The sequence below is a fragment of the Devosia rhodophyticola genome (assembly GCF_028816475.1).
In the GTDB taxonomy this organism is placed as follows: Bacteria; Pseudomonadota; Alphaproteobacteria; order Rhizobiales; family Devosiaceae; genus Devosia; species Devosia rhodophyticola.
In genome coordinates this window covers 1,119,726-1,137,675 of sequence record NZ_CP118247.1, presented here as the reverse complement: position 1 = coordinate 1,137,675, position 17,950 = coordinate 1,119,726, and the positions used below count along the sequence as shown (strand labels likewise).

Below are 17,950 nucleotides of genomic sequence, written 5' to 3'. Positions count from 1 at the left end.
AGATGCCAGCAGGCGCATTCGTTGGCATGAACCCCCAACCACCGAATCACTCCAACATAGCTGTCTGTCGATTCTGCTAAAAGAGTCTTAATGACTGTGCTTAGTGGGCAAAAGGCGGATATAGCGGCTTGACCTGAGAACGAAACAGCAACAAATGCCGCAGTTGTTCAAGAAAAAAGGCCTGTCCAGAAATGGACAGGCCCAAGATCAATTTGCTCTCGCATTGAGCGAGGAACGATTAGTAGCGATATTCGCCCGATTTGAACGGGCCGTGCTGCGGCACGCCAATATAATCGGCCTGTGACTTGGTCAGCGTGGTCAATTTGGCGCCGAGCTTGGCCAGGTGCAATTGTGCAACTTTCTCGTCCAGATGCTTGGGCAGAACATGAACTTTGGTTTCAAGGTTCTTGCTGTTGGTCCACAGCTCAATCTGGGCGAGTGTCTGGTTGGCGAACGAAGCGCTCATCACAAAGCTGGGGTGTCCGGTGGCATTGCCCAGATTGACCAGACGGCCCTCCGACAGGAGGATCATGCGGTTGCCATTGGGCTGTTCGATCAGATCGACCTGAGGCTTGACGTTCGTCCATTTGAAATTGCGCAGGCCCGCGACATCGATCTCATTGTCGAAATGGCCGATATTGCAGACAATTGCCATGTCCTTGAGGTTGCGCATGTCATCGACCATCAGCACGTCGCGATTGCCGGTGGCGGTGACCACGACGTCGGCGCGATGGATGGCGTCTTCAAGCGTGACCACTTCGAAGCCTTCCATGGCGGCCTGCAGCGCACAGATCGGGTCAACTTCGGTCACCAATACGCGCGCACCAGCGCCGCGCAGCGATTCAGCCGAACCCTTGCCCACATCGCCATAGCCGCAAACGATGGCAACCTTGCCGGCCAGCATGACATCGGTGCCGCGACGGATGGCATCGACCAGCGATTCACGCGTGCCGTATTTATTATCGAATTTGGACTTGGTGACCGAGTCATTGACGTTGATCGCGGGGAACGGCAGCTCGCCCTTGGCATGAAGCTGATAAAGACGCATGACACCAGTGGTGGTTTCTTCCGAAACGCCACGGATGCTGTCGCGGATCTTTGAGAAAAAGCCAGGGCTCGAGGCAAGGCGCTTTTTGATCGTGGCGAAAAAGATTTCTTCTTCTTCATTGCCGGGCTTTTCAAGAAATGCCGGATCGGTTTCGGCCCTGGCGCCATTGAGCACATACATGGTGGCGTCGCCACCATCATCAAGGATCATGTTTGGCGCTTCGCCGTTGCCCCAATCCATCATCCGGTCCGTAAAGGCCCAGTATTCTTTCAGCGATTCACCCTTGTGAGCAAAAACCGGTACGCCCGACGCTGCAATGGCCGCAGCAGCGTGATCCTGCGTTGAAAAAATGTTGCACGAAACCCAACGCACATCGGCGCCCAGCGCAACCAGCGTTTCGATCAGAACCGCTGTCTGGATGGTCATGTGGAGCGAACCGGCAATACGCGCGCCCTTGAGCGGTTGGGCGGCGGCATATTCTTCGCGGATCGCCATCAGGCCGGGCATTTCGATTTCAGCGATCTGAATTTCCTTGCGGCCATAATCGGCCAGGGAAATATCTTTGACCGCATAGTCGGTTGGGGTCTTGCTCATGCTTGTCGCTCCGGGCGCTGTCCTTAAGTGTGGCCCGCCTTATAGCGGCAGGCGCGGCGCGGATCAACATGGCATATAAAGATAAGTTTATATCTTTAAGCGATGGCGCAGATCGATCTCGATTAGAGCCGGGTGGGGCGGATGCGATGGCGCCGCCGGAACGGCAGACTCAAAAGGGCCAGCAGGCCCGAAAACAGGCCGTAGCCTGCAACCAAACCACCCCCGGCGTAGGCAAAACCTTCAAACGTTACCGGCACAGCGGGCTTGAAGACCTCCAGCGTACGCCCGCCAATATCGCTATCCATGAAGTCGGGTAGCAACTGCAGGCGTTCAAAGGCACTGGCGTTTTCGATGCGAACCAGCGTCTGGCTCAATTGCTGATAGCGATCAAGGGTTGCCACCATGGCATTGCCGCGCCCGGCCAGAAAACTGTCATCGGATTGCTCAAAGCGCTCCAGCGCCTGGGCGCGATCAAGCCCACCTTCAGCGGCGGCACGATCAAATTCGGCAACAATTCCGGCCAGCTCATCCACCGCCCCGCCAAGGCGCTGGGTATATTGCTGGGCATATTCGGGAAACTGGCTGAGCCCGATAGCCATGCCAACCCCTGCGATGCTGGCGACAATTCTGCGCATGAAACAGTCTCCCTGGCAGATTTTGGTTTGGCGCCGTGGCGTGATTCAAGGGTTCCAGTCGGTACGGCGCGGTGGTCCGCCCAACGACAGCACCAAGGCATCGATAAAGGCAGTCTTGTGTTTTGAATAGGCTTCGCGATCATCGCGAAACCGCGTGGCCAAATCTTGCTTGAGCGCCAGATAGGCTTTGACCGCCTCGGGGTTAGCGCGCAAATGGTCACGAAACAGTAGGTGGCGTGCCACCTCGCCAGCATGGTGGTAAATGTGCAGATGGTGGGTGCGCCGTGGTGCTGGCGGCAGTCCTTTGACAAGATACAGCTTGGTCGTATCGGGATTGGCTGACCAATAGGAATAGCCCGTGGTCTCAAGAGCCGGGATCGCCGCGCGCCCGTGCTCAAGCTCATCAACCAAAACGATAATATCGACGATCGGTTTGGCTGCAAGGCCGGGAACGGCAGTCGATCCCATATGCTCGATCAGTAAGGGCGGCCGTATCAGGCATGAGCGGACCAATGCTTCTTCGGTGCGATAGATATTGGGCCACGCAGGATCGTAAGGAAAAAGATGGATCTGCTCCATCGCGATCAGACCGCCGCCCCGTCGCTGTCCTCGTCAAAACCGTTATTGACCAGTTCAACCAGCGCCTCTAGCGCTTCTCGGGCCTGCTTGCCACTGGCCTGGACCAGAATGGTGGATCCGGGCCCGGCACCCAGCATCATCAGGCCCATGATCGAATTGCCATCAACGGACGTACCGTCCTTGACCACATGCACCGTTGCATCAAAACATTCAGCGGTGCGCACGAAGCGGGCCGAAGCGCGGGCGTGCAGGCCCTTGCGATTAACGATGGTCAGTTGCTGGGCGACCGCTCGGCCGGCACTGGCTGTCCCCTCCATCGCGATCAGCTCCCGCCCAAAATCGAATTGGCGACATTGATATATTTGCGGCCCGCCTCCTGGGCCTTGTCGACCGCTTCCTTGATCGGCATCTCGCCCCGGATGCGCGCCAGCTTGACCAGCATGGGCAGATTGACCCCGGCGATTACTTCCACCATGCCGTTCTGCATGACCGAAATCGCCAGATTGGAAGGGGTGCCGCCAAACATGTCGGTCAGGATGACGACGCCTTGCCCATCATTGGCCCGCTCAAGCGCGCTCAGGATATCGTCACGCCGATTATCCATATTGTCTTCCGGACCGATGCAGATGGTTTCGCAGAATTCCTGCGGCCCCACGACATGCTCCAGCGCTGACTTGAACTCGACGGCGAGCGCGCCATGCGTCACCAGAACCATACCGATCATGCACTTTCCCCACAGGGCGAATATACGCCCGCAAAGTTTCGGCCGCCGCGCCCTACTATATCGAGCCGGGGCACTTCGTCCACAGTTTGCGCACACCATTCCACCGCCAAGACGGCATGCAGGCAGTTTCGCCGGTAATAGACCGCTTCGGGGCACGATGTATCAAGTAATAAATTTTCACAGTTCCGAGGGGCGCGGCGCCAGCGCCCGGATCGCTTCAACCACCAGAAGCGTTTGATGGCTCAATTCGATGACCCCGGCACGTGCCACAGGAGCACGCGCAACCCCAACGCCCAGCAATTCGACGGCAAAAGCCTCCTCAGGCGGCATGCGTTCGAGCGTCTCGACCAGGTCTATGACCAGATGCAGCGGAGCACTCTCCAGCATAGGGCGCGAGACGATGCCACGACCACGCAATTCCATTTTACCGGCAATGCTGGCGGGTGCCTGCATTTGCAGGTGCCCGTGCCCGGCATTGAGCAGAACCTGATCATCACTGATGAGCAGCGCCAATTTTCCCATCATTTCCCAGCGCTCAAGCAGCGCCAGTGCCAGGACTGACTTTCCCGAGCCGGACGGACCGCGCACCAGAATGCCGGTTTGTCCCAGCATCAGCCCTGTGCCATGCACATTTTGCGGATTGCTCATCGGGCCAGTCTATTTGCGGGCGCGCGGCAATACAACGCTGAACAGGGCACCCGACCGGTCGTCACGATTTTGCGCCCGGATCGTGCCCTTGTGCGCCACAACGATCTGACGCGAGATCGACAGGCCCAGCCCCGAATGGTCGCCAAACCCGTCCCGCTCCGGGCGATCTGTATAAAAGCGCTGGAAAATCCGGCTGGCGTCGCCGGTTATTCCCGAGCCTTCATCACTTATCGTGATCGTCAGATTTTCTGCATCGGTCACCAGCGTAACGCCGACGGTGCCCCCTGGCGGTGAGAATGAAATGGCATTGTCGATCAGATTGGCAAAAACCTGTGCCAGGCGGCTTTCGTGGCCGATGGCAATGGCGGGGTTGCGGCCCTGACGCTTGCTCATTACCACCTTAACCTTGTGCTCGGCAGCAAGTTCGGCCTGCATCTCGACCATGGCCTGGGCCAACTGTTCGATATCGACCCGATCCGCACTTTCGCGCGCCAGCTCCGCATCAAGCCGACTGGCATTGGAAATATCGGAGATCAGCCGGTCAAGCCGCCGCACATCGTGCTGGATGATGGCGTTGAGCCGTGCCTGATCCTCGGGACGCTTGGCGCGTGGCAGTGTTTCGACTGCCGAGCGCAACGAGGTGAGTGGGTTTTTAAGTTCATGGGCGACGTCGGCGGCGAACCGTTCGATGGCCTCGATACGATTATAGAGCGCGTCAGTCATTTGTCGCAGCGCACCGGAGAGGTGGCCGATCTCATCAGGGCGATCAGTAAAATCGGGGATTTCGGTACGAGCGTTGCCGGCCGTTTGTACCCGTTCGGCCGCCGCCGACAGCCGCCGCATCGGCCCGGCAATGGTGCCAGCAAGCAGCAGTGACAGGGAAATGGTCACCGCTGCTGCGATCAGCGCAATGCGTAAAATGCTCCAGCGCTCGGTTGCAACGATGGAATCAATATCACCCGGCGCGGTCGAGAGCAGCAACACCCCGACGATGGCGCGCAGGCGTTGCACGGGCACGGCCACCGAGACGACCAGTTGGTGCTTGGCGTCAACCCGCACAAAATCGGCAGGGGCACCGGAAAGCGCCGAGGTGACTTCGGGATAGCGGCGCCCTTCGTCCTCGTCATATTCCTGATAAAGCGGGAAATTTTCCCCCGGCACCCAATTGAGCACGGTGTTCCACCAGTCCTGCAGGAACGAGATTGGCTGATCGTCGGCCTGATTGATCTGCCGCATCACTTCGCCACGACTATAGATATTGTCGCTGTCCAAGATCATCAGCCCACCCTGATCATAAATGCGGGCGCGGGTTTTGGTTGGCGTGACGAGATTGCGCAATAATGGCGCCACCCGCTCAGGGCTGATGGGAAATTCCAGCGTGGGATCAAAGTAGGACAAGGGGGACAGGGTGCTATCGTTCTTGAGATCAAGCAGGCGATCAGGGTTGATCGAGATAACATCGCTATCAACCGTTGCCGAGGCGGCGATGGCGGCGGCAATGATTTCGCCTTGCACCCGCAGCGATTGCACCCGCGCGTCGATCAGCCCGGCGCGCCACTGGTTGAGATAAAGAATGCCCACCACCAGCACCAAAAGGCCCGCCAGATTAAGCACGATGATCCGGCGGGTCAGGCTCGAAAATATGGTAAAATCGAGGAACCGCCGGATATTGTGGCCAAGTCGATAGACTGGCGCGACGACCAGCCGATGCCATGCCCCGTCACGCCGCCCGCGTCGGGACTTTTCGGCTGCATCTGGCTTGATCAACTTGTCCATGTCTGGATGAAGGCTTACCACCCCCGCCTATTGTTCCTTGAAGCGATATCCCACGCCATAGAGCGTCTCGATCATTTCAAAGTCATCGTCGGTCGCCTTGAATTTCTTGCGCAGCCGCTTGATGTGGCTGTCGATGGTGCGATCATCGACATAGACCTGATCATCATAGGCCGCATCCATGAGCGCGTTGCGCGATTTGACGACGCCCGGCCGCAGGGCCAGTGCCTGCAGGATCAGGAACTCGGTGACCGTCAATGTCACGCGCTGCCCTTTCCAGGTGCAGGTGTGACGTTCCTCGTCCATTACCAGCGAACCGCGCTCGATCAGCGCGCCGCTACCGTTATCACCGGGAGCGCCTGCAGGTGCCGATGGATCGCGCGGTGCCGACCGGCGCAGGATCGCCTTGACCCGCTCGACCAGCAGGCGCTGTGAAAACGGCTTGGTGATGAAATCGTCAGCCCCCATCTTGAGGCCGAACAACTCGTCGATCTCTTCGTCCTTGGACGTGAGAAAAATGACAGGCACGTCTGATTTCTGCCGCAGGCGGCGCAGGAGTTCCATGCCATCCATGCGCGGCATCTTGATATCGAGAATGGCCAGGTCCGGCTTGTCGGTGGTCAAGCCTTCAAGACCTGACGCGCCGTCTGTATAGGTGGCAACCTGATAGCCTTCTGCCTCCAGTGTCAGGGACACCGAGGTCAAAATATTGCGGTCGTCATCAACCAGAGCGATCTTTGGCATGAAGTGCCTTTCTTGTTCGTTGTAACGCTGCAAAGTAAAACCCGCTGCAAAATCGGTTCATTTGCCCGTTAGCACTTGATAATTACGCGTTAAATAAGGCGCGGCCAAGGGCGATAACAGTGAGGCCATCTGCCACGCCCGTATCCGACTTCCGTCTTACGACCGATTTCGGGATGGTTGAGCCGCCTCCCATCCCCCACAATTGCGCCATAGCGTCGGCAATCTGTCCCTGACGCCATCGGGAGTTTCTCATGCGTGATTTCAGCCATCCAACCCTTCGCGCCGCCATCGAGACGCGGGCCACCTATTGCAGTGCTAACGAGGTTGCACCCGCACTGGTTGCCAAGGCACTTTCGGCTGGTGGCGCGACGTTGACCGCAGATGGCGCGCTGTCGGTAACCACGGGAGCGTTTACGGGCCGTTCTCCCAAGGACAAGTTTATCGTCAGGGATGCTCTGACAAAGGATAAGGTGTGGTGGGACAATACTGCCGCCATGTCGCCCAACCAATTTGAGCTATTGCTGGCCGACGCCAGTGCTTCGCTGGCCGACAAGGATCTGTTTCGTCAGGATCTGTTGGCGGGGGCCGATCCACGCCACCAGTTTGCCGTGACCGTTCTAACGCCGTCGGCATGGCATGCGCTGTTCATCGCCAACCTGTTGATCCGGCCCGGCGATATCGAGCGCGGCACCAGTCCGGCAGAAGTGACTATTCTGCACGCGCCCCATTTCAAGGCCGATCCGGCCCGCCATGGCAGCCGCACCGAAACAGTCATTGCACTCGACATGAGCCGCAATATCGTGGTGATTGCAGGCACGCTCTATGCTGGTGAAATCAAGAAGAGCGTCTTTTCGCTGTTCAATTTCCACGCCCCGCTCAATGACGTGCTGCCGATGCATTGTTCGGCCAACCTCAATGAAAAAGGTGAAACGGCGCTGTTTTTCGGCCTGTCGGGTACCGGCAAGACCACGCTCTCCAACGATCCCGCCCGCCCGCTAATTGGCGATGATGAGCACGGCTGGAGTACCGATGGCGTGTTTAACCTTGAGGGTGGGTGTTATGCCAAAACCGTCAAGCTCAGTGCCAATGCCGAGCCCGAAATTTTTGCCGCCACCCGGAAATTTGGCACGGTCCTGGAAAATGTCGTGCTTGATCCCACAACCCATGTGCCCGATTTCAACGACACCAGCCTGACTGAAAATACCCGCGCCGCCTATTCAATTGAAGTTTTGCCCAGCATTGCCAAGGGCAGCATTGGTGGCGTGCCCAATACGGTGGTGTTCCTGACCGCCGATGCCTTTGGCGTGCTGCCGCCGATTGCCCGGCTAACGCCCGAGCAGGCGGTTTATCATTTTCTATCCGGCTACACGGCAAAAGTGGCAGGTACCGAGCGCGGTGTCACCGAGCCTCAAGCGACATTCTCGGCCTGCTTTGGCGCCCCGTTCATGCCGTTGCATCCCGGGGTTTATGGGGAAATGCTGGCTGAACGCCTGCGCAGCAGCGGTGCGGGTGCCTGGCTGATCAATACCGGCTGGACCGGCGGCGGCTATGGGGTTGGGCGGCGCATTGATCTGGCCTCAACCCGTCGGCTGCTCAATGCCGCTCTTAATGGCGAATTGGACGGGGCTGAAATGCGCGAGGACGAACTCTTCGGCTTTGCAGTGCCCAAGGCCGTAAAGGGAATAGCGCCCAAACTGCTTAATCCGCGCCAGACCTGGGCCGATACCAGCGCCTATGATCAACAGGCCGAACATTTGGCCGGACTGTTCCAGCAGAACTTTGTCAAATTCGGGACAGATGCCGACGCTGCGGCTGGCCCTAAATTGGCACACGCCGCCGAATAGTGAACATTTAGGACGTAAAAGCCGCTCCCAAATCATCGAACTAATGCTATTGGGGGCGGCATGATTGCTCGTCTTTTCAAACTTCTCGTCCTTGCCGCTGGCCTTGGTGTCGCGGTGATTAGCCAGCGCCCCCACACCGGCGAAGTCTCCAATATTGCCCGGTTTTTCGCCGATTATGGTCTCGACCTGCCGGCGCTGCAACTGCCGGCGTCCGACAATTGGGTGGGCGGGGGCGCGCTGCTGTTGCTCTCGGCCCTGATTTTCTGGTGGACGTTTGCGCCGCGCCGCAAAGATGCAATTGCCGCAACGCCTGCCAACCTCGAAATGCGGCCAAACACGGTTGAGGCAACGGCTGCTCAACCACCAGGGGTGGCCCGGAATACGGCGGCCGAGACTATTGTGGCTGCAGCGGCGCCCCATGCTATCGCTCAGCCCCGTGTTGCCCCTGCAAATGTCGGGCAGCCTGATATGGCGATCCGCGAACTGTTTCTGCTGCTTGATCCCGATCTGGAGGCTTCGGCCGGGTCCAAGGCGCGGGCTCAAAAGGTGGGGGCCCATATTGCCCGCGCCTTGGCCGATGGTCGCTTGCGCGCCTGGGGCAAGGCAGATGCTGATGGGCGCATGCTGCGTTCGATTGATCCGGCATTCTGGGCGAGTGCTGAATGGACCTTCTGGTTCCTGCCCGCGGATCAGCGCAATCGCGATCTGATCCATGTGGCCTCGCCCGATGGTCAGCAGCAATATCGCAATGTGCATGTTCATCGGAAAGCTGCAATGACACTGGAGCCGATCAGCGTTCCACGGCGCTATTGACAGCCTTGGGCAGATGCTGCCCCGGTCACGGCTACAAACAGGCCATCACGTCGACCGTGCAAGGTGCACAATGTCAAAGCACTCATTCTGATATGGAACCGGCGGCTAGTTCGGCGCGTAGAACAGGTGCGAGCCGATCTGGGCGACTTGGGTATAAACATTGGACCAGGACGGATTAACCGCCGTCGTATGATAATAAAGCGCGGTGCGCGGCAACGTTGGAACCTTGATGCCGCGAGCAAATTCGCCATAGACCTTGGAGGCAATGCCCGCCGACCGACGCCAGGCCGACCGCTCGCCCGGTGCATCGGACTTGCCATCACAGGCAAAGGTGAACTGGCACTTGTAACGGCCCTTGTCGGCGTTCTGATAAATCACGCCGCACAATGTTGACGGGAACCTTTTCGACAGGGCGCGGTTTACAATGACATTGGCCACTGCCCACTGGCCCTGCAGGCTTTCCCCGCGAGCCTCATGATAGATTGCCTGTGTCAGGCAGTCGCGTTCCTTGTTGGCCTGCGTAATGCGCTTGGCTGTCGGCTGGAACCGATCCTGCACATAATTAGCCAGAATATCGCTGTTGAGCGGGGAACTTTCTTCGTTGGATGCGCCCGCAATGGCATCCAGTGCCCGGTTATTCTCGGTGGTGCGCGAAATATAGCCCAAAACCAGGTTGGAACTGATCGGGGACGGATTGGCCTCGTCAAATGCGGTAAAAGCGCGAAGCGCCGCCTGCCGGGCGATGTAATTCTTGAGCAATGCGGATGAAAGCGGCTGCTCGCCTGGGGCCATTGGCACAATGGTTACACCCAGCGCCGGTTGCGTGCGTAACGCGGCAATATTTTCAGGCACGGGTAGGGGGGTGACATAGTTTGATTGCGTGGATTCTGCCTGAGCGGTGCCCACACCAATCCCAAGCGCCAAGGCAAAAGCCCCGGCAACCAACACGGTCGTTAGCGCGCGCGCAGCTGTGGTGAGCTGTGTTGGCGTCAAAATGGCGTCCCTTCCCCTGAACCCCGTGGCCTCGCCACACGGGTCCGATTCCGTCACGTCAGGCTGCCTCTGCATCAGCAGCCTTGCCCGGGCGGCACACTATCCGAGCCAGTCGACGCTGGAAACCCAAAATTTACCGCTGATTAACTATGCCGCTTAGCATCTTAAAACAGGGTTAACCCAGCACGGGCGACATGAAAACCCATGAATTTCAATAGGTTGGTTTAGGAAGAACCGGATATTACGTCAAAACACGTAATTTTATGCATCCTGTTGAGGAATGCTTGTTAACGTTTGACTGTGGCTTTCGGGGAACGCTTTGGGGTCAGCGCGTCGGAAAGGCGGCCCGATGGACGTGCTCAAGGCTCTCGACAATGGCAATCCCCAGGGCGCGGATTTCTTCGCTGGGATGCACAAGATCGGGCACCATGATGGTTTGCATGCCGGCCCCATGGGCGGCGTGTACGCCCGAATGGCTATCTTCAAAGGCAAGGCAAACGCCGGGTTCGACCCCCAGCCGCCCGGCCGCCATCAAATAGGGCTCGGGGTGCGGCTTGGGATTGACCACATCATCGCGGGTTACGATGGTGTCAAACATTTCGATCAGGCCCGCCACTTCCAGATGCAACTGGGCATGGGGGCGGCGCGACGACGTGGCAATGGCGGTCGGGATTTTGCGCGAGCGCAATTCGAGCAGGATTTCACGTGCGCCCGGCTTGACCGGCACGCCCAAGGTCAGGCGCTCACGCATTGTACGGCGGCACATGTCATCGAAAACCGAATAGGGAAACGCCACGCCGTAAGCTTCCACCAGCAACTGGTTAGTGCGCTCGTGGCTCGAGCCGACCATCGAATGATGCACGGCATCGGTCATTTCAAAGCCAAGATCGGCACACACATCAAAGACGATGCCCCGGAAAACCGATTCAGTATCAAGGACGGTGCCGTCCATATCAAAAATTGCGGCCTCGAATGGACGCAACGTCAATTCGTTTATATCGTTCTGCATCGGATCGATATAGGCGCAGCGCCGTTGATTTGCCAGCCCAATTGCGTCAGGGCAGCGTTGCACACACATGGCCAACAGAGGCCCGACAAGCCCGAGCAAGGATAGTTTGATGCCATTTCGCCCCCGGTCATTCCTGTTCTATCTGCATGCAGAAATGTTGATGATTTTGGGGGTCTTGGCCGCCATCATCGGCTTTGCCCTTGAACATACCTTGATCGAAGCTGGGCGTGTGTCGGCGCTTGTTGCCGCCGTGGTGCTGATCGCCGTGATTGGTGGGGTATCGATGCGGGTGGCCCACCATGCCGAGATACTGGCCCATAAAGTCGGCGAACCCTATGGCACCATGATCCTGACGCTGTCGGCAGTGCTGGTCGAGGTCTTGATCCTGGCCATACTGATGGCCAACGGGGCCGGGGAAACGCTGGTACGTGACACCATTTATGCAGCTGTCATGATCGACATTAACGGAATTTTGGGTCTGGCGGCGCTGGTCGGCGGGCTCAAGCACGGCGAACAGCCCTATAACGACGATAGCGGCCGCACCTATCTGGTGATGATCGCGACAGCCATGAGCATTTCAATGATCGTGCCCGAATTCGTTCCCGATGATCGTTGGCACGCCTATTCTGCCTTTACCATTGGCGCCATGATCGTGCTTTACGCGCTGTTCCTGCGGCGGCAGGTGGGCGAACACTCCTATTTCTTTTCCTACAGCTACCCCAAGGCCAAAACGGCAGTTCGGGACCGCCACGCCGCCGAACCCTCAGAGCCCGGGACGTCAGAGTCAGTCACCGCCTCCATTGTCCTGTTGATCGCCGGCGTTGCCCTGATCGGGGTGATTGCCGAAGTCATGTCGCAGTTTCTCAATGCGGGGATCGAAGGGTTGGGGGCGCCGATTGTGCTGGTGGCCATCGTCGTTGCGGCGCTGTCTGCGGCACCCGAAATCCTGACCGCCTTGCGCGCCGCACTCCGTAACCGCATGCAAAACGTCATCAATATTGCACTGGGCGCATCGCTCTCCACCGTGATCCTGACGGTGCCGGTGATGGAGGCGATTGCGCTGTTTACCGGTCAGCCCTTTGTCATGGCGATGACGCCAGTACAAACCGTGATGGTGGCGGTGACATTGCTCGTGGCCGCGATCAATCTGAGTGACGGGGAAACCAATGCCATTGAAGGCATGACCCATTTCGTCCTGTTCGCGACCTTCCTGATGCTGAGTTTTATCGGGCTTTAGCCCAGCATCAACCCGCTGAGGACGCTGATGACAAGAACGACGCCCACGACCAGCGTTGGCGGCGCTTTCCAAAGAACCAGCAGGCCAAATCCAGCCAGTGCAATCGCAACATCAACCGGCGCGATAACAGCACTGGTCCAGACCGGATCGTAGAGCGCAGCCCCCAGAATGCCCACAACAGCGGCGTTGGCGCCTGCCATGATGGCGCGGCCCTTGGGCAGAGTGCGGAACTGTTCCCAAAATGGCATCGCGCCCACCACCAGCAACAGGCCGGGCAGGAAAATCGCGATCAGGCAGATAATGGCAGCGATCGGACCAATCGTGTTGCTGCCAATAACCGTCCCGAGATAGGCAGCGAAGGTGAACAGGGGACCCGGAACGGCTTGGGCCGCGCCATAACCGGCCAGGAAGGAGTCTGCCCCTATGAATTGGGGTACCACTTGCTCCTGCAAGAGCGGCAGCACGACATGGCCGCCGCCGAAAACCAGCGCGCCGGATCGATAGAACCCGTCAAAAAGCGCAAGGCCGACGCCACCGCTGCCAATACTGGCCAAAAGGGGCAAGCCGAGCAGCAGGATGGCAAACAACACCAACGCGACGATACCGACGGTGCGCGAAATCGGGAACGCCAAATGTCCGGTTTCGGGGGCCTTGAGATTTGACAGAAACGCCAGTCCGGCAGCGCCCCCGAGAACGATTGCGGCAATCTGGCCAAAGGCACCGCCGACCAGCAGCACCAACATGGCCGCCAAAGCGCCAATCGTGCCGCGCGTCCGATCAGGGCAAAGCGTTTTGGCCATGCCCCAGACGGCTTGGGCCACCACGGCAACCGCAACAAGCTTGAGGCCGTGCAGAATGGCGGCGCCAACCGGGCCGTCAAATAAAGACGCGGCATAGGCAAAGGCGATCAGCGCGATGGCCGACGGCAGGGTAAAACCCACCCATGCCGCAAGCCCGCCCCAAGCCCCGGCGCGCCGCAAACCAAGCGCAAAGCCGACCTGCGAACTGGCAGGACCGGGCAAGAATTGGCACAGCGCCACGATGTCGGCATAGCCTGGCTCATCAATCCAGCCGCGCTTGACGACAAACTCCTGCCGAAAATAGCCCAGATGTGCCACCGGCCCGCCAAATGAGGTCAGCCCCAAACGAAAAAATGCCAGCAACACGTCCAATGCTGAGACCCTGATGGATTGCGCTGATGCTTCGCTTTGAGTGGTGCTCAATTGTCGAACTTTCCGCGTGGTGATTGATTCCCCCGCATGGATTCTTATTGCCATGCAACGACACTGTCACGCCTAAGGGCACTGCCTAACTGTCGGGAACCGCCTAACGCGTCACAGGACACACTGATTGTCCAAGGGGCGGGGCTGGAGTAGGTTCACTTCATTTCGCATCATTCACAACAACGCTGAACAGCTCATGGCCCAACTTCACAATAATCTTTTATGTCAAACACTTGGCTGTCAGTGGCCGATTGTGCTGGCGGGTATGGGCGGGGTGTCGCGTTCAGAACTGGTTGCAGCCGTAACAGCAGCAGGTGGTTTTGGTTTTTTGGGCATGGTGCGCGAACCGGTGGCGCTGATCGAGCAGGAAATTGCCGATCTGCGCCAGCGGGGAGTGAACAATTTTGGCGTCAATCTCATCCCCGCAGCTACCGAACCGAGACTTTTGACGGCGCAGGTCGATGCCTGCATCAGGTTGGGTGTGCCGACCGTGGGCCTGTTCTGGGACATTGATCGCGCTGTCATCGAGCGCTGCAAGAAGGCCGGGATAAAGGTGGTCTACCAAATCGGATCAACAGCCGAGGCCATTGCAGCCGCAGAGGCCGGCGCCGATATCATTATCGCCCAGGGACAGGAAGCCGGGGGCCACGTGCGCGGCACCCAACATCTGCACCGGTTGCTGTCCGAGGTGGTCGAGGCAGTAAACGTACCTGTGGCGGCGGCCGGTGGAATGGCAACGGGGCGTGATCTGATCTGCGCAATGGCGCTCGGCGCGCAGGGCATGGTGATGGGGACAGCGCTCATGGCGACCCGCGAATCCTTTGCCCATCCATTTCACAAGCAGGCACTGCTTGACGCTGCGGCAGGCGACACGCGTTTGACCACCCGGTTCCACGTCAACTGGCCGCCGGGAGCCGCGGTGCGGGTGCTCAAATCGGCGCTGGAAGCGGCAGCGCGTAGCGAGCAGGATAATCCCGGCTATGGCATTATTGGCGCCGAAGGCGACCGGCCGATCCATCGCTTCAGCACCGACTCGCCGCTACGCAATATGAGCGGACAATTCGCGGAAATGGCGCTTTACGCTGGAACCGGCGTCGGGTCGATCTCTGACATTCCCACCGCAGCTGAGCGGCTGGAAAGTTGCATTGAAGTGGCCGGCCAGATGTTGGTCAGCGACGCTGATATTGTCGAAATGAGCTCACCCGCCTGCTATGCCGATGAAATGTCCGGCGCCTATATGGGGCAGGCCGACAGCGCCGAAGTCGCCGAGATATTGGCACAGCTGGCCCCGCTCTTGCGCAATCTGTTCCAGTGTGTCCTCGCCGACAATATTGGGGGCCAGCAGGATCGCCCTCCGTTTTTTGAGCGGGCAGGCGACTATGCCCGATGGGTTTTGCTGCTGGACCGGCTGGCCGCCAACGCGGGAGTTGATCGCGTAAAGCCGGCGCAGGATTGTGAGCGGTCCGATACGGACACTGGCCAACTAGCCCATCAGGTTCTGGACCGTCTGGGTCGGCTGGTGCCACGGCTGCCGGAAAGCCAGTTGCGCCGTGATCTGTCCCCGCTTGCAGGGTTCATCGAGACCATGCATCCGTTGCGGCCCATTTAGGTGATGGGTATTTTTATGCATCCCTTCTCCGCTGTTGACGTTTGCCTCCGGGGCGTCGATTCTGGCGCCGCTGTTTTGCGCCCGCTTTGAACTGGACCAGATTGCCCTATGCTCGAGCTTTTCAAGTTTCGCCCCCTGTTGTTGCTAATGGCATTGATAGGGGCGTTGGCGCTTTATGCGCCCGCCCAGGCACAGGCCCAAATCATTCCCGGTCTGCCCAGTACCAGTTCAACCGAAGCCGCCACTGATCCAAGCTCGCTCAAGCTTTTGATTGAGGTGCTCAAGGATGACACGGCGCGCCAGAAACTCATCGACGAGTTGGAAGCCAATGCGAATGGCGCCGCCGAAACAGCTGAACCTGCTGCCAGCGCCCCTGGCGCAGGATTGGGCACTCAGATTGCCGAATTTACCCAGTCCACCGCCGAGTCTGCGGCTCAATCCGTGCGCAGTCTTTGGGAAGAAATAGCCCAGGCACCGCAGTTTTTCGGTGCCCTGGCGGGCGGTGATTATGTTTCGCTTGGCGCCCAATTGTTGCAGGTCGGCGTGCTGATCGTCTTGACCTATGGCCTGTTTTTCGTGCTGCGTTATCTGACCGACGGTTTTCGCGCCATGCTGGGGCGGCGCGCCGCTGCGGGCGGCTGGATCGCCAAGATTGTTGCGGTCGTGACCCTGCTGGTGACCAATATAGCGCTTGTGGCGCTGGCCTGGGGCGGCGGCACGGTGGTGGCGGTCAGCCTTTTGGGCGAGGCGGGGCAGGTGGTATTTGCCCATTCCCTGTTTCTCAATGCCTTTTTGGTGGTCGAGGTATTTCAGGCGATTGTGCGCGCCGTACTCGCCCCCGCCAACCTGGCCTGCGCACGCTTTCCCTCAACGATAATCAGGCCCGCATGCTGACCGGCTGGTTGCGGGTAACCGTTTCCATCGTTGTATTTTGCCAACTGCTGCTGGTGCCGATTTTTACGCGCGAAGTATCAGGGGTTGCCGGGCAGGCGGTTTCGGCGCTGGGTTATCTGATCGTTCTGGCGCTGCTGTTTAATCTGGTGCTGCGGGTGCGCGAATCCGTTACCGATTGGTTGACCCGCCACACCAAGGCGCTCGACAGCGATTTCCAGCGCTTGATGGTGCGCAGCTGGCACGTGCCGGTCTTGACCTATCTGATCATATTATTTGCCGTGGTCATGCTTTGGCCCGCTGCCGTCATGATGGCGATGTTGTTGGCGACTGCCAAAATCATCGTTGCAGTAGTGCTTGGCCTGATCGTTGCCAGTCTGCTCAACCGCCTTATTCTGAGTGGGGTCAAGCTGCCGCCCAATTTGTCGGAGCGGGTGCCGCTGCTTGAAAAGCGTCTCAACGCCTTTGTACCGCGCGCCCTGACATTCTTGCGGTTGCTGGTATTGGTTGCGGTGACCGCCGCGGCGCTAGATGCCATCGGTGTCTTTAGTCTTGGCGCCTGGCTTGAAACCGACGTTGGTGCGGGATTTGCCAGATCGCTAGTGACAGTCATCATCATGGCACTGATTGCCTTTGGCGCTTGGCTGACCATCAGCTCCTGGGTCGATTATCGGCTGCAGGACGGGCCCGCGTCCAAGGTCAAGGCGCGCGAACGCACACTCCTCGTATTGTTGCGCAATGCCCTTTCGATCACCATCGTGGTGATGTCGTCCATGTTCATTCTCTCCGAAATCGGCATCGATATCGCCCCGCTTCTGGCGTCTGCCGGTGTCATTGGCTTGGCCATCGGCTTTGGCGCGCAAAAGCTGGTGCAGGACATTATCACAGGCATTTTCATCCAGCTCGAAGGGGCTATCGACGTAGGTGATGTGGTCAGTATCGCGGGCATTTCGGGCAGCGTCGAACGCCTGACCATTCGTTCAGCGAGCCTGCGCGATGTCGAAGGGGTCTATCATATCGTGCCATTCTCCTCGGTCGATACGGTCTCAAACTTCATGCGCGGCTTCGCCTATGCACTTTGCGACATGGGCGTCGCCTATCGCGAGGATATGAGCGAGGTCAAAAAAGCCATGTTTGATGCCTTCGAAGAACTCAAAACCAATCCCGAGGTCGCACCTAATCTGGCGTCGGCGGAACTCGAATGGATGGGCATCAATGAGTTTGGCGACAATGCCGTTGTCGCGCGGACCCGCATCATGACGCTGCCGGGCAAGCAATGGGCAACCCGTCGCGCTTACAACGACATTCTCAAAACGGTGTTTGATGCGCGCGGCATCGAAATTCCGTTCCCGCACCAGACCATCTACTTTGGTGAGGACAAGAAGGGCAAGGCACCGCCGATGCGCATTGTTGCCGAATCGGAAACAACCGACGAGACGCAGGCGGCCATTGCCAAGCCCAAACGGAAAAAGCGCACCGCCACCGCCAGCAAACCGGCGGATCGGGGACCGGACGTGCCCGATGGTGACGATTTCGACAATCCCAATAATTGATCGGGAAAGCCCCAGCCGCAGAGAGCCGGGGCA

The 17,950-nt window shown here is 58.7% G+C and carries 17 protein-coding genes; 6 read left to right on the top strand and 11 right to left on the bottom strand.

Annotated features, from left to right (window positions below; translation table 11 throughout):
* Positions 1 to 238: 238 nt before the first annotated feature.
* From ahcY to PSQ90_RS05515, 8 genes are all read right to left on the bottom strand, one after another.
* Positions 239 to 1,642: an adenosylhomocysteinase gene (gene ahcY / locus PSQ90_RS05550; protein WP_282212427.1), complete on the bottom strand. Its 1,404-nt coding sequence runs from the start codon at positions 1,640 to 1,642 to the stop codon at positions 239 to 241.
* A gap of 122 nt (positions 1,643 to 1,764) precedes the next feature.
* Positions 1,765 to 2,277 (bottom strand): DUF2937 family protein, encoded by a 513-nt coding sequence (locus PSQ90_RS05545; RefSeq protein WP_282212426.1) that lies wholly within the window; start codon positions 2,275 to 2,277, stop codon positions 1,765 to 1,767.
* A 45-nt stretch (positions 2,278 to 2,322) separates the two neighbouring features.
* Positions 2,323 to 2,856 carry a GrpB family protein gene (locus tag PSQ90_RS05540; RefSeq protein ID WP_282212425.1) on the bottom strand — a complete coding sequence of 178 codons (534 nt, stop codon included), beginning with the start codon at positions 2,854 to 2,856 and terminating at the stop codon, positions 2,323 to 2,325.
* A 5-nt stretch (positions 2,857 to 2,861) separates the two neighbouring features.
* On the bottom strand, positions 2,862 to 3,173 hold the full coding sequence (locus tag PSQ90_RS05535) for an HPr family phosphocarrier protein (protein ID WP_282212424.1): 312 nt from the start codon (positions 3,171 to 3,173) through the stop codon (positions 2,862 to 2,864).
* 5 nt (positions 3,174 to 3,178) lie between these two features.
* The gene (locus PSQ90_RS05530; RefSeq protein WP_282212423.1) at positions 3,179 to 3,580 is read right to left on the bottom strand and encodes a PTS sugar transporter subunit IIA; all 402 of its coding nucleotides are present in this window, start codon (positions 3,578 to 3,580) and stop codon (positions 3,179 to 3,181) included.
* 177 nt (positions 3,581 to 3,757) lie between these two features.
* Positions 3,758 to 4,228, bottom strand: coding sequence for an HPr kinase/phosphorylase (locus PSQ90_RS05525; protein ID WP_282212422.1), 471 nt, complete (start codon positions 4,226 to 4,228; stop codon positions 3,758 to 3,760).
* Between the two features lie 9 nt (positions 4,229 to 4,237).
* A complete protein-coding gene (locus tag PSQ90_RS05520; protein ID WP_282212421.1) occupies positions 4,238 to 6,004 on the bottom strand; it encodes a sensor histidine kinase in 1,767 nt (588 codons plus the stop codon).
* 27 nt (positions 6,005 to 6,031) lie between these two features.
* On the bottom strand, positions 6,032 to 6,745 hold the full coding sequence (locus PSQ90_RS05515) for a response regulator transcription factor (RefSeq protein ID WP_282212420.1): 714 nt from the start codon (positions 6,743 to 6,745) through the stop codon (positions 6,032 to 6,034).
* A 251-nt stretch (positions 6,746 to 6,996) separates the two neighbouring features.
* Here PSQ90_RS05515 and pckA point away from each other — a divergent pair, with 251 nt between their 5' ends.
* A complete protein-coding gene (pckA, locus tag PSQ90_RS05510; RefSeq protein ID WP_282212419.1) occupies positions 6,997 to 8,589 on the top strand; it encodes a phosphoenolpyruvate carboxykinase (ATP) in 1,593 nt (530 codons plus the stop codon).
* Between the two features lie 60 nt (positions 8,590 to 8,649).
* On the top strand, positions 8,650 to 9,402 hold the full coding sequence (locus tag PSQ90_RS05505) for a hypothetical protein (protein ID WP_282212418.1): 753 nt from the start codon (positions 8,650 to 8,652) through the stop codon (positions 9,400 to 9,402).
* Positions 9,403 to 9,507: 105 nt separating this feature from the next.
* On the opposite strand, the gene PSQ90_RS05500 is transcribed toward PSQ90_RS05505, so the two are convergent.
* The gene (locus PSQ90_RS05500; RefSeq protein WP_282212417.1) at positions 9,508 to 10,395 is read right to left on the bottom strand and encodes a cell wall hydrolase; all 888 of its coding nucleotides are present in this window, start codon (positions 10,393 to 10,395) and stop codon (positions 9,508 to 9,510) included.
* Positions 10,396 to 10,720: 325 nt separating this feature from the next.
* On the bottom strand, positions 10,721 to 11,383 hold the full coding sequence (locus tag PSQ90_RS05495) for an HAD family hydrolase (RefSeq protein ID WP_282212416.1): 663 nt from the start codon (positions 11,381 to 11,383) through the stop codon (positions 10,721 to 10,723).
* Positions 11,384 to 11,558: 175 nt separating this feature from the next.
* Here PSQ90_RS05495 and PSQ90_RS05490 point away from each other — a divergent pair, with 175 nt between their 5' ends.
* Positions 11,559 to 12,641: a calcium:proton antiporter gene (locus tag PSQ90_RS05490; protein WP_282212993.1), complete on the top strand. Its 1,083-nt coding sequence runs from the start codon at positions 11,559 to 11,561 to the stop codon at positions 12,639 to 12,641.
* Here the strand turns inward: PSQ90_RS05490 and chrA are convergent.
* A complete protein-coding gene (chrA, locus tag PSQ90_RS05485) occupies positions 12,638 to 13,864 on the bottom strand; it encodes a chromate efflux transporter (protein ID WP_407648173.1) in 1,227 nt (408 codons plus the stop codon). The genes PSQ90_RS05490 and chrA overlap by 4 nt on opposite strands.
* A 196-nt stretch (positions 13,865 to 14,060) precedes the next feature.
* Here chrA and PSQ90_RS05480 point away from each other — a divergent pair, with 196 nt between their 5' ends.
* The 3 genes from PSQ90_RS05480 to PSQ90_RS05470 all read left to right on the top strand — a co-directional run bounded on the left by PSQ90_RS05480 (position 14,061) and on the right by PSQ90_RS05470 (position 17,917).
* Entirely contained in the window at positions 14,061 to 15,473 is a 1,413-nt protein-coding gene (locus PSQ90_RS05480; RefSeq protein WP_282212415.1) for an NAD(P)H-dependent flavin oxidoreductase, read from the top strand.
* A gap of 108 nt (positions 15,474 to 15,581) precedes the next feature.
* Positions 15,582 to 16,367, top strand: a complete 786-nt coding sequence (locus tag PSQ90_RS05475; protein ID WP_282212414.1) for a hypothetical protein — start codon at positions 15,582 to 15,584, stop codon at positions 16,365 to 16,367.
* Positions 16,361 to 17,917 carry a mechanosensitive ion channel domain-containing protein gene (locus PSQ90_RS05470; protein WP_282212413.1) on the top strand — a complete coding sequence of 519 codons (1,557 nt, stop codon included), beginning with the start codon at positions 16,361 to 16,363 and terminating at the stop codon, positions 17,915 to 17,917. Before PSQ90_RS05475 ends, PSQ90_RS05470 begins: the two co-directional genes overlap by 7 nt.
* The last annotated feature ends 33 nt before the right edge of the window (positions 17,918 to 17,950 follow it).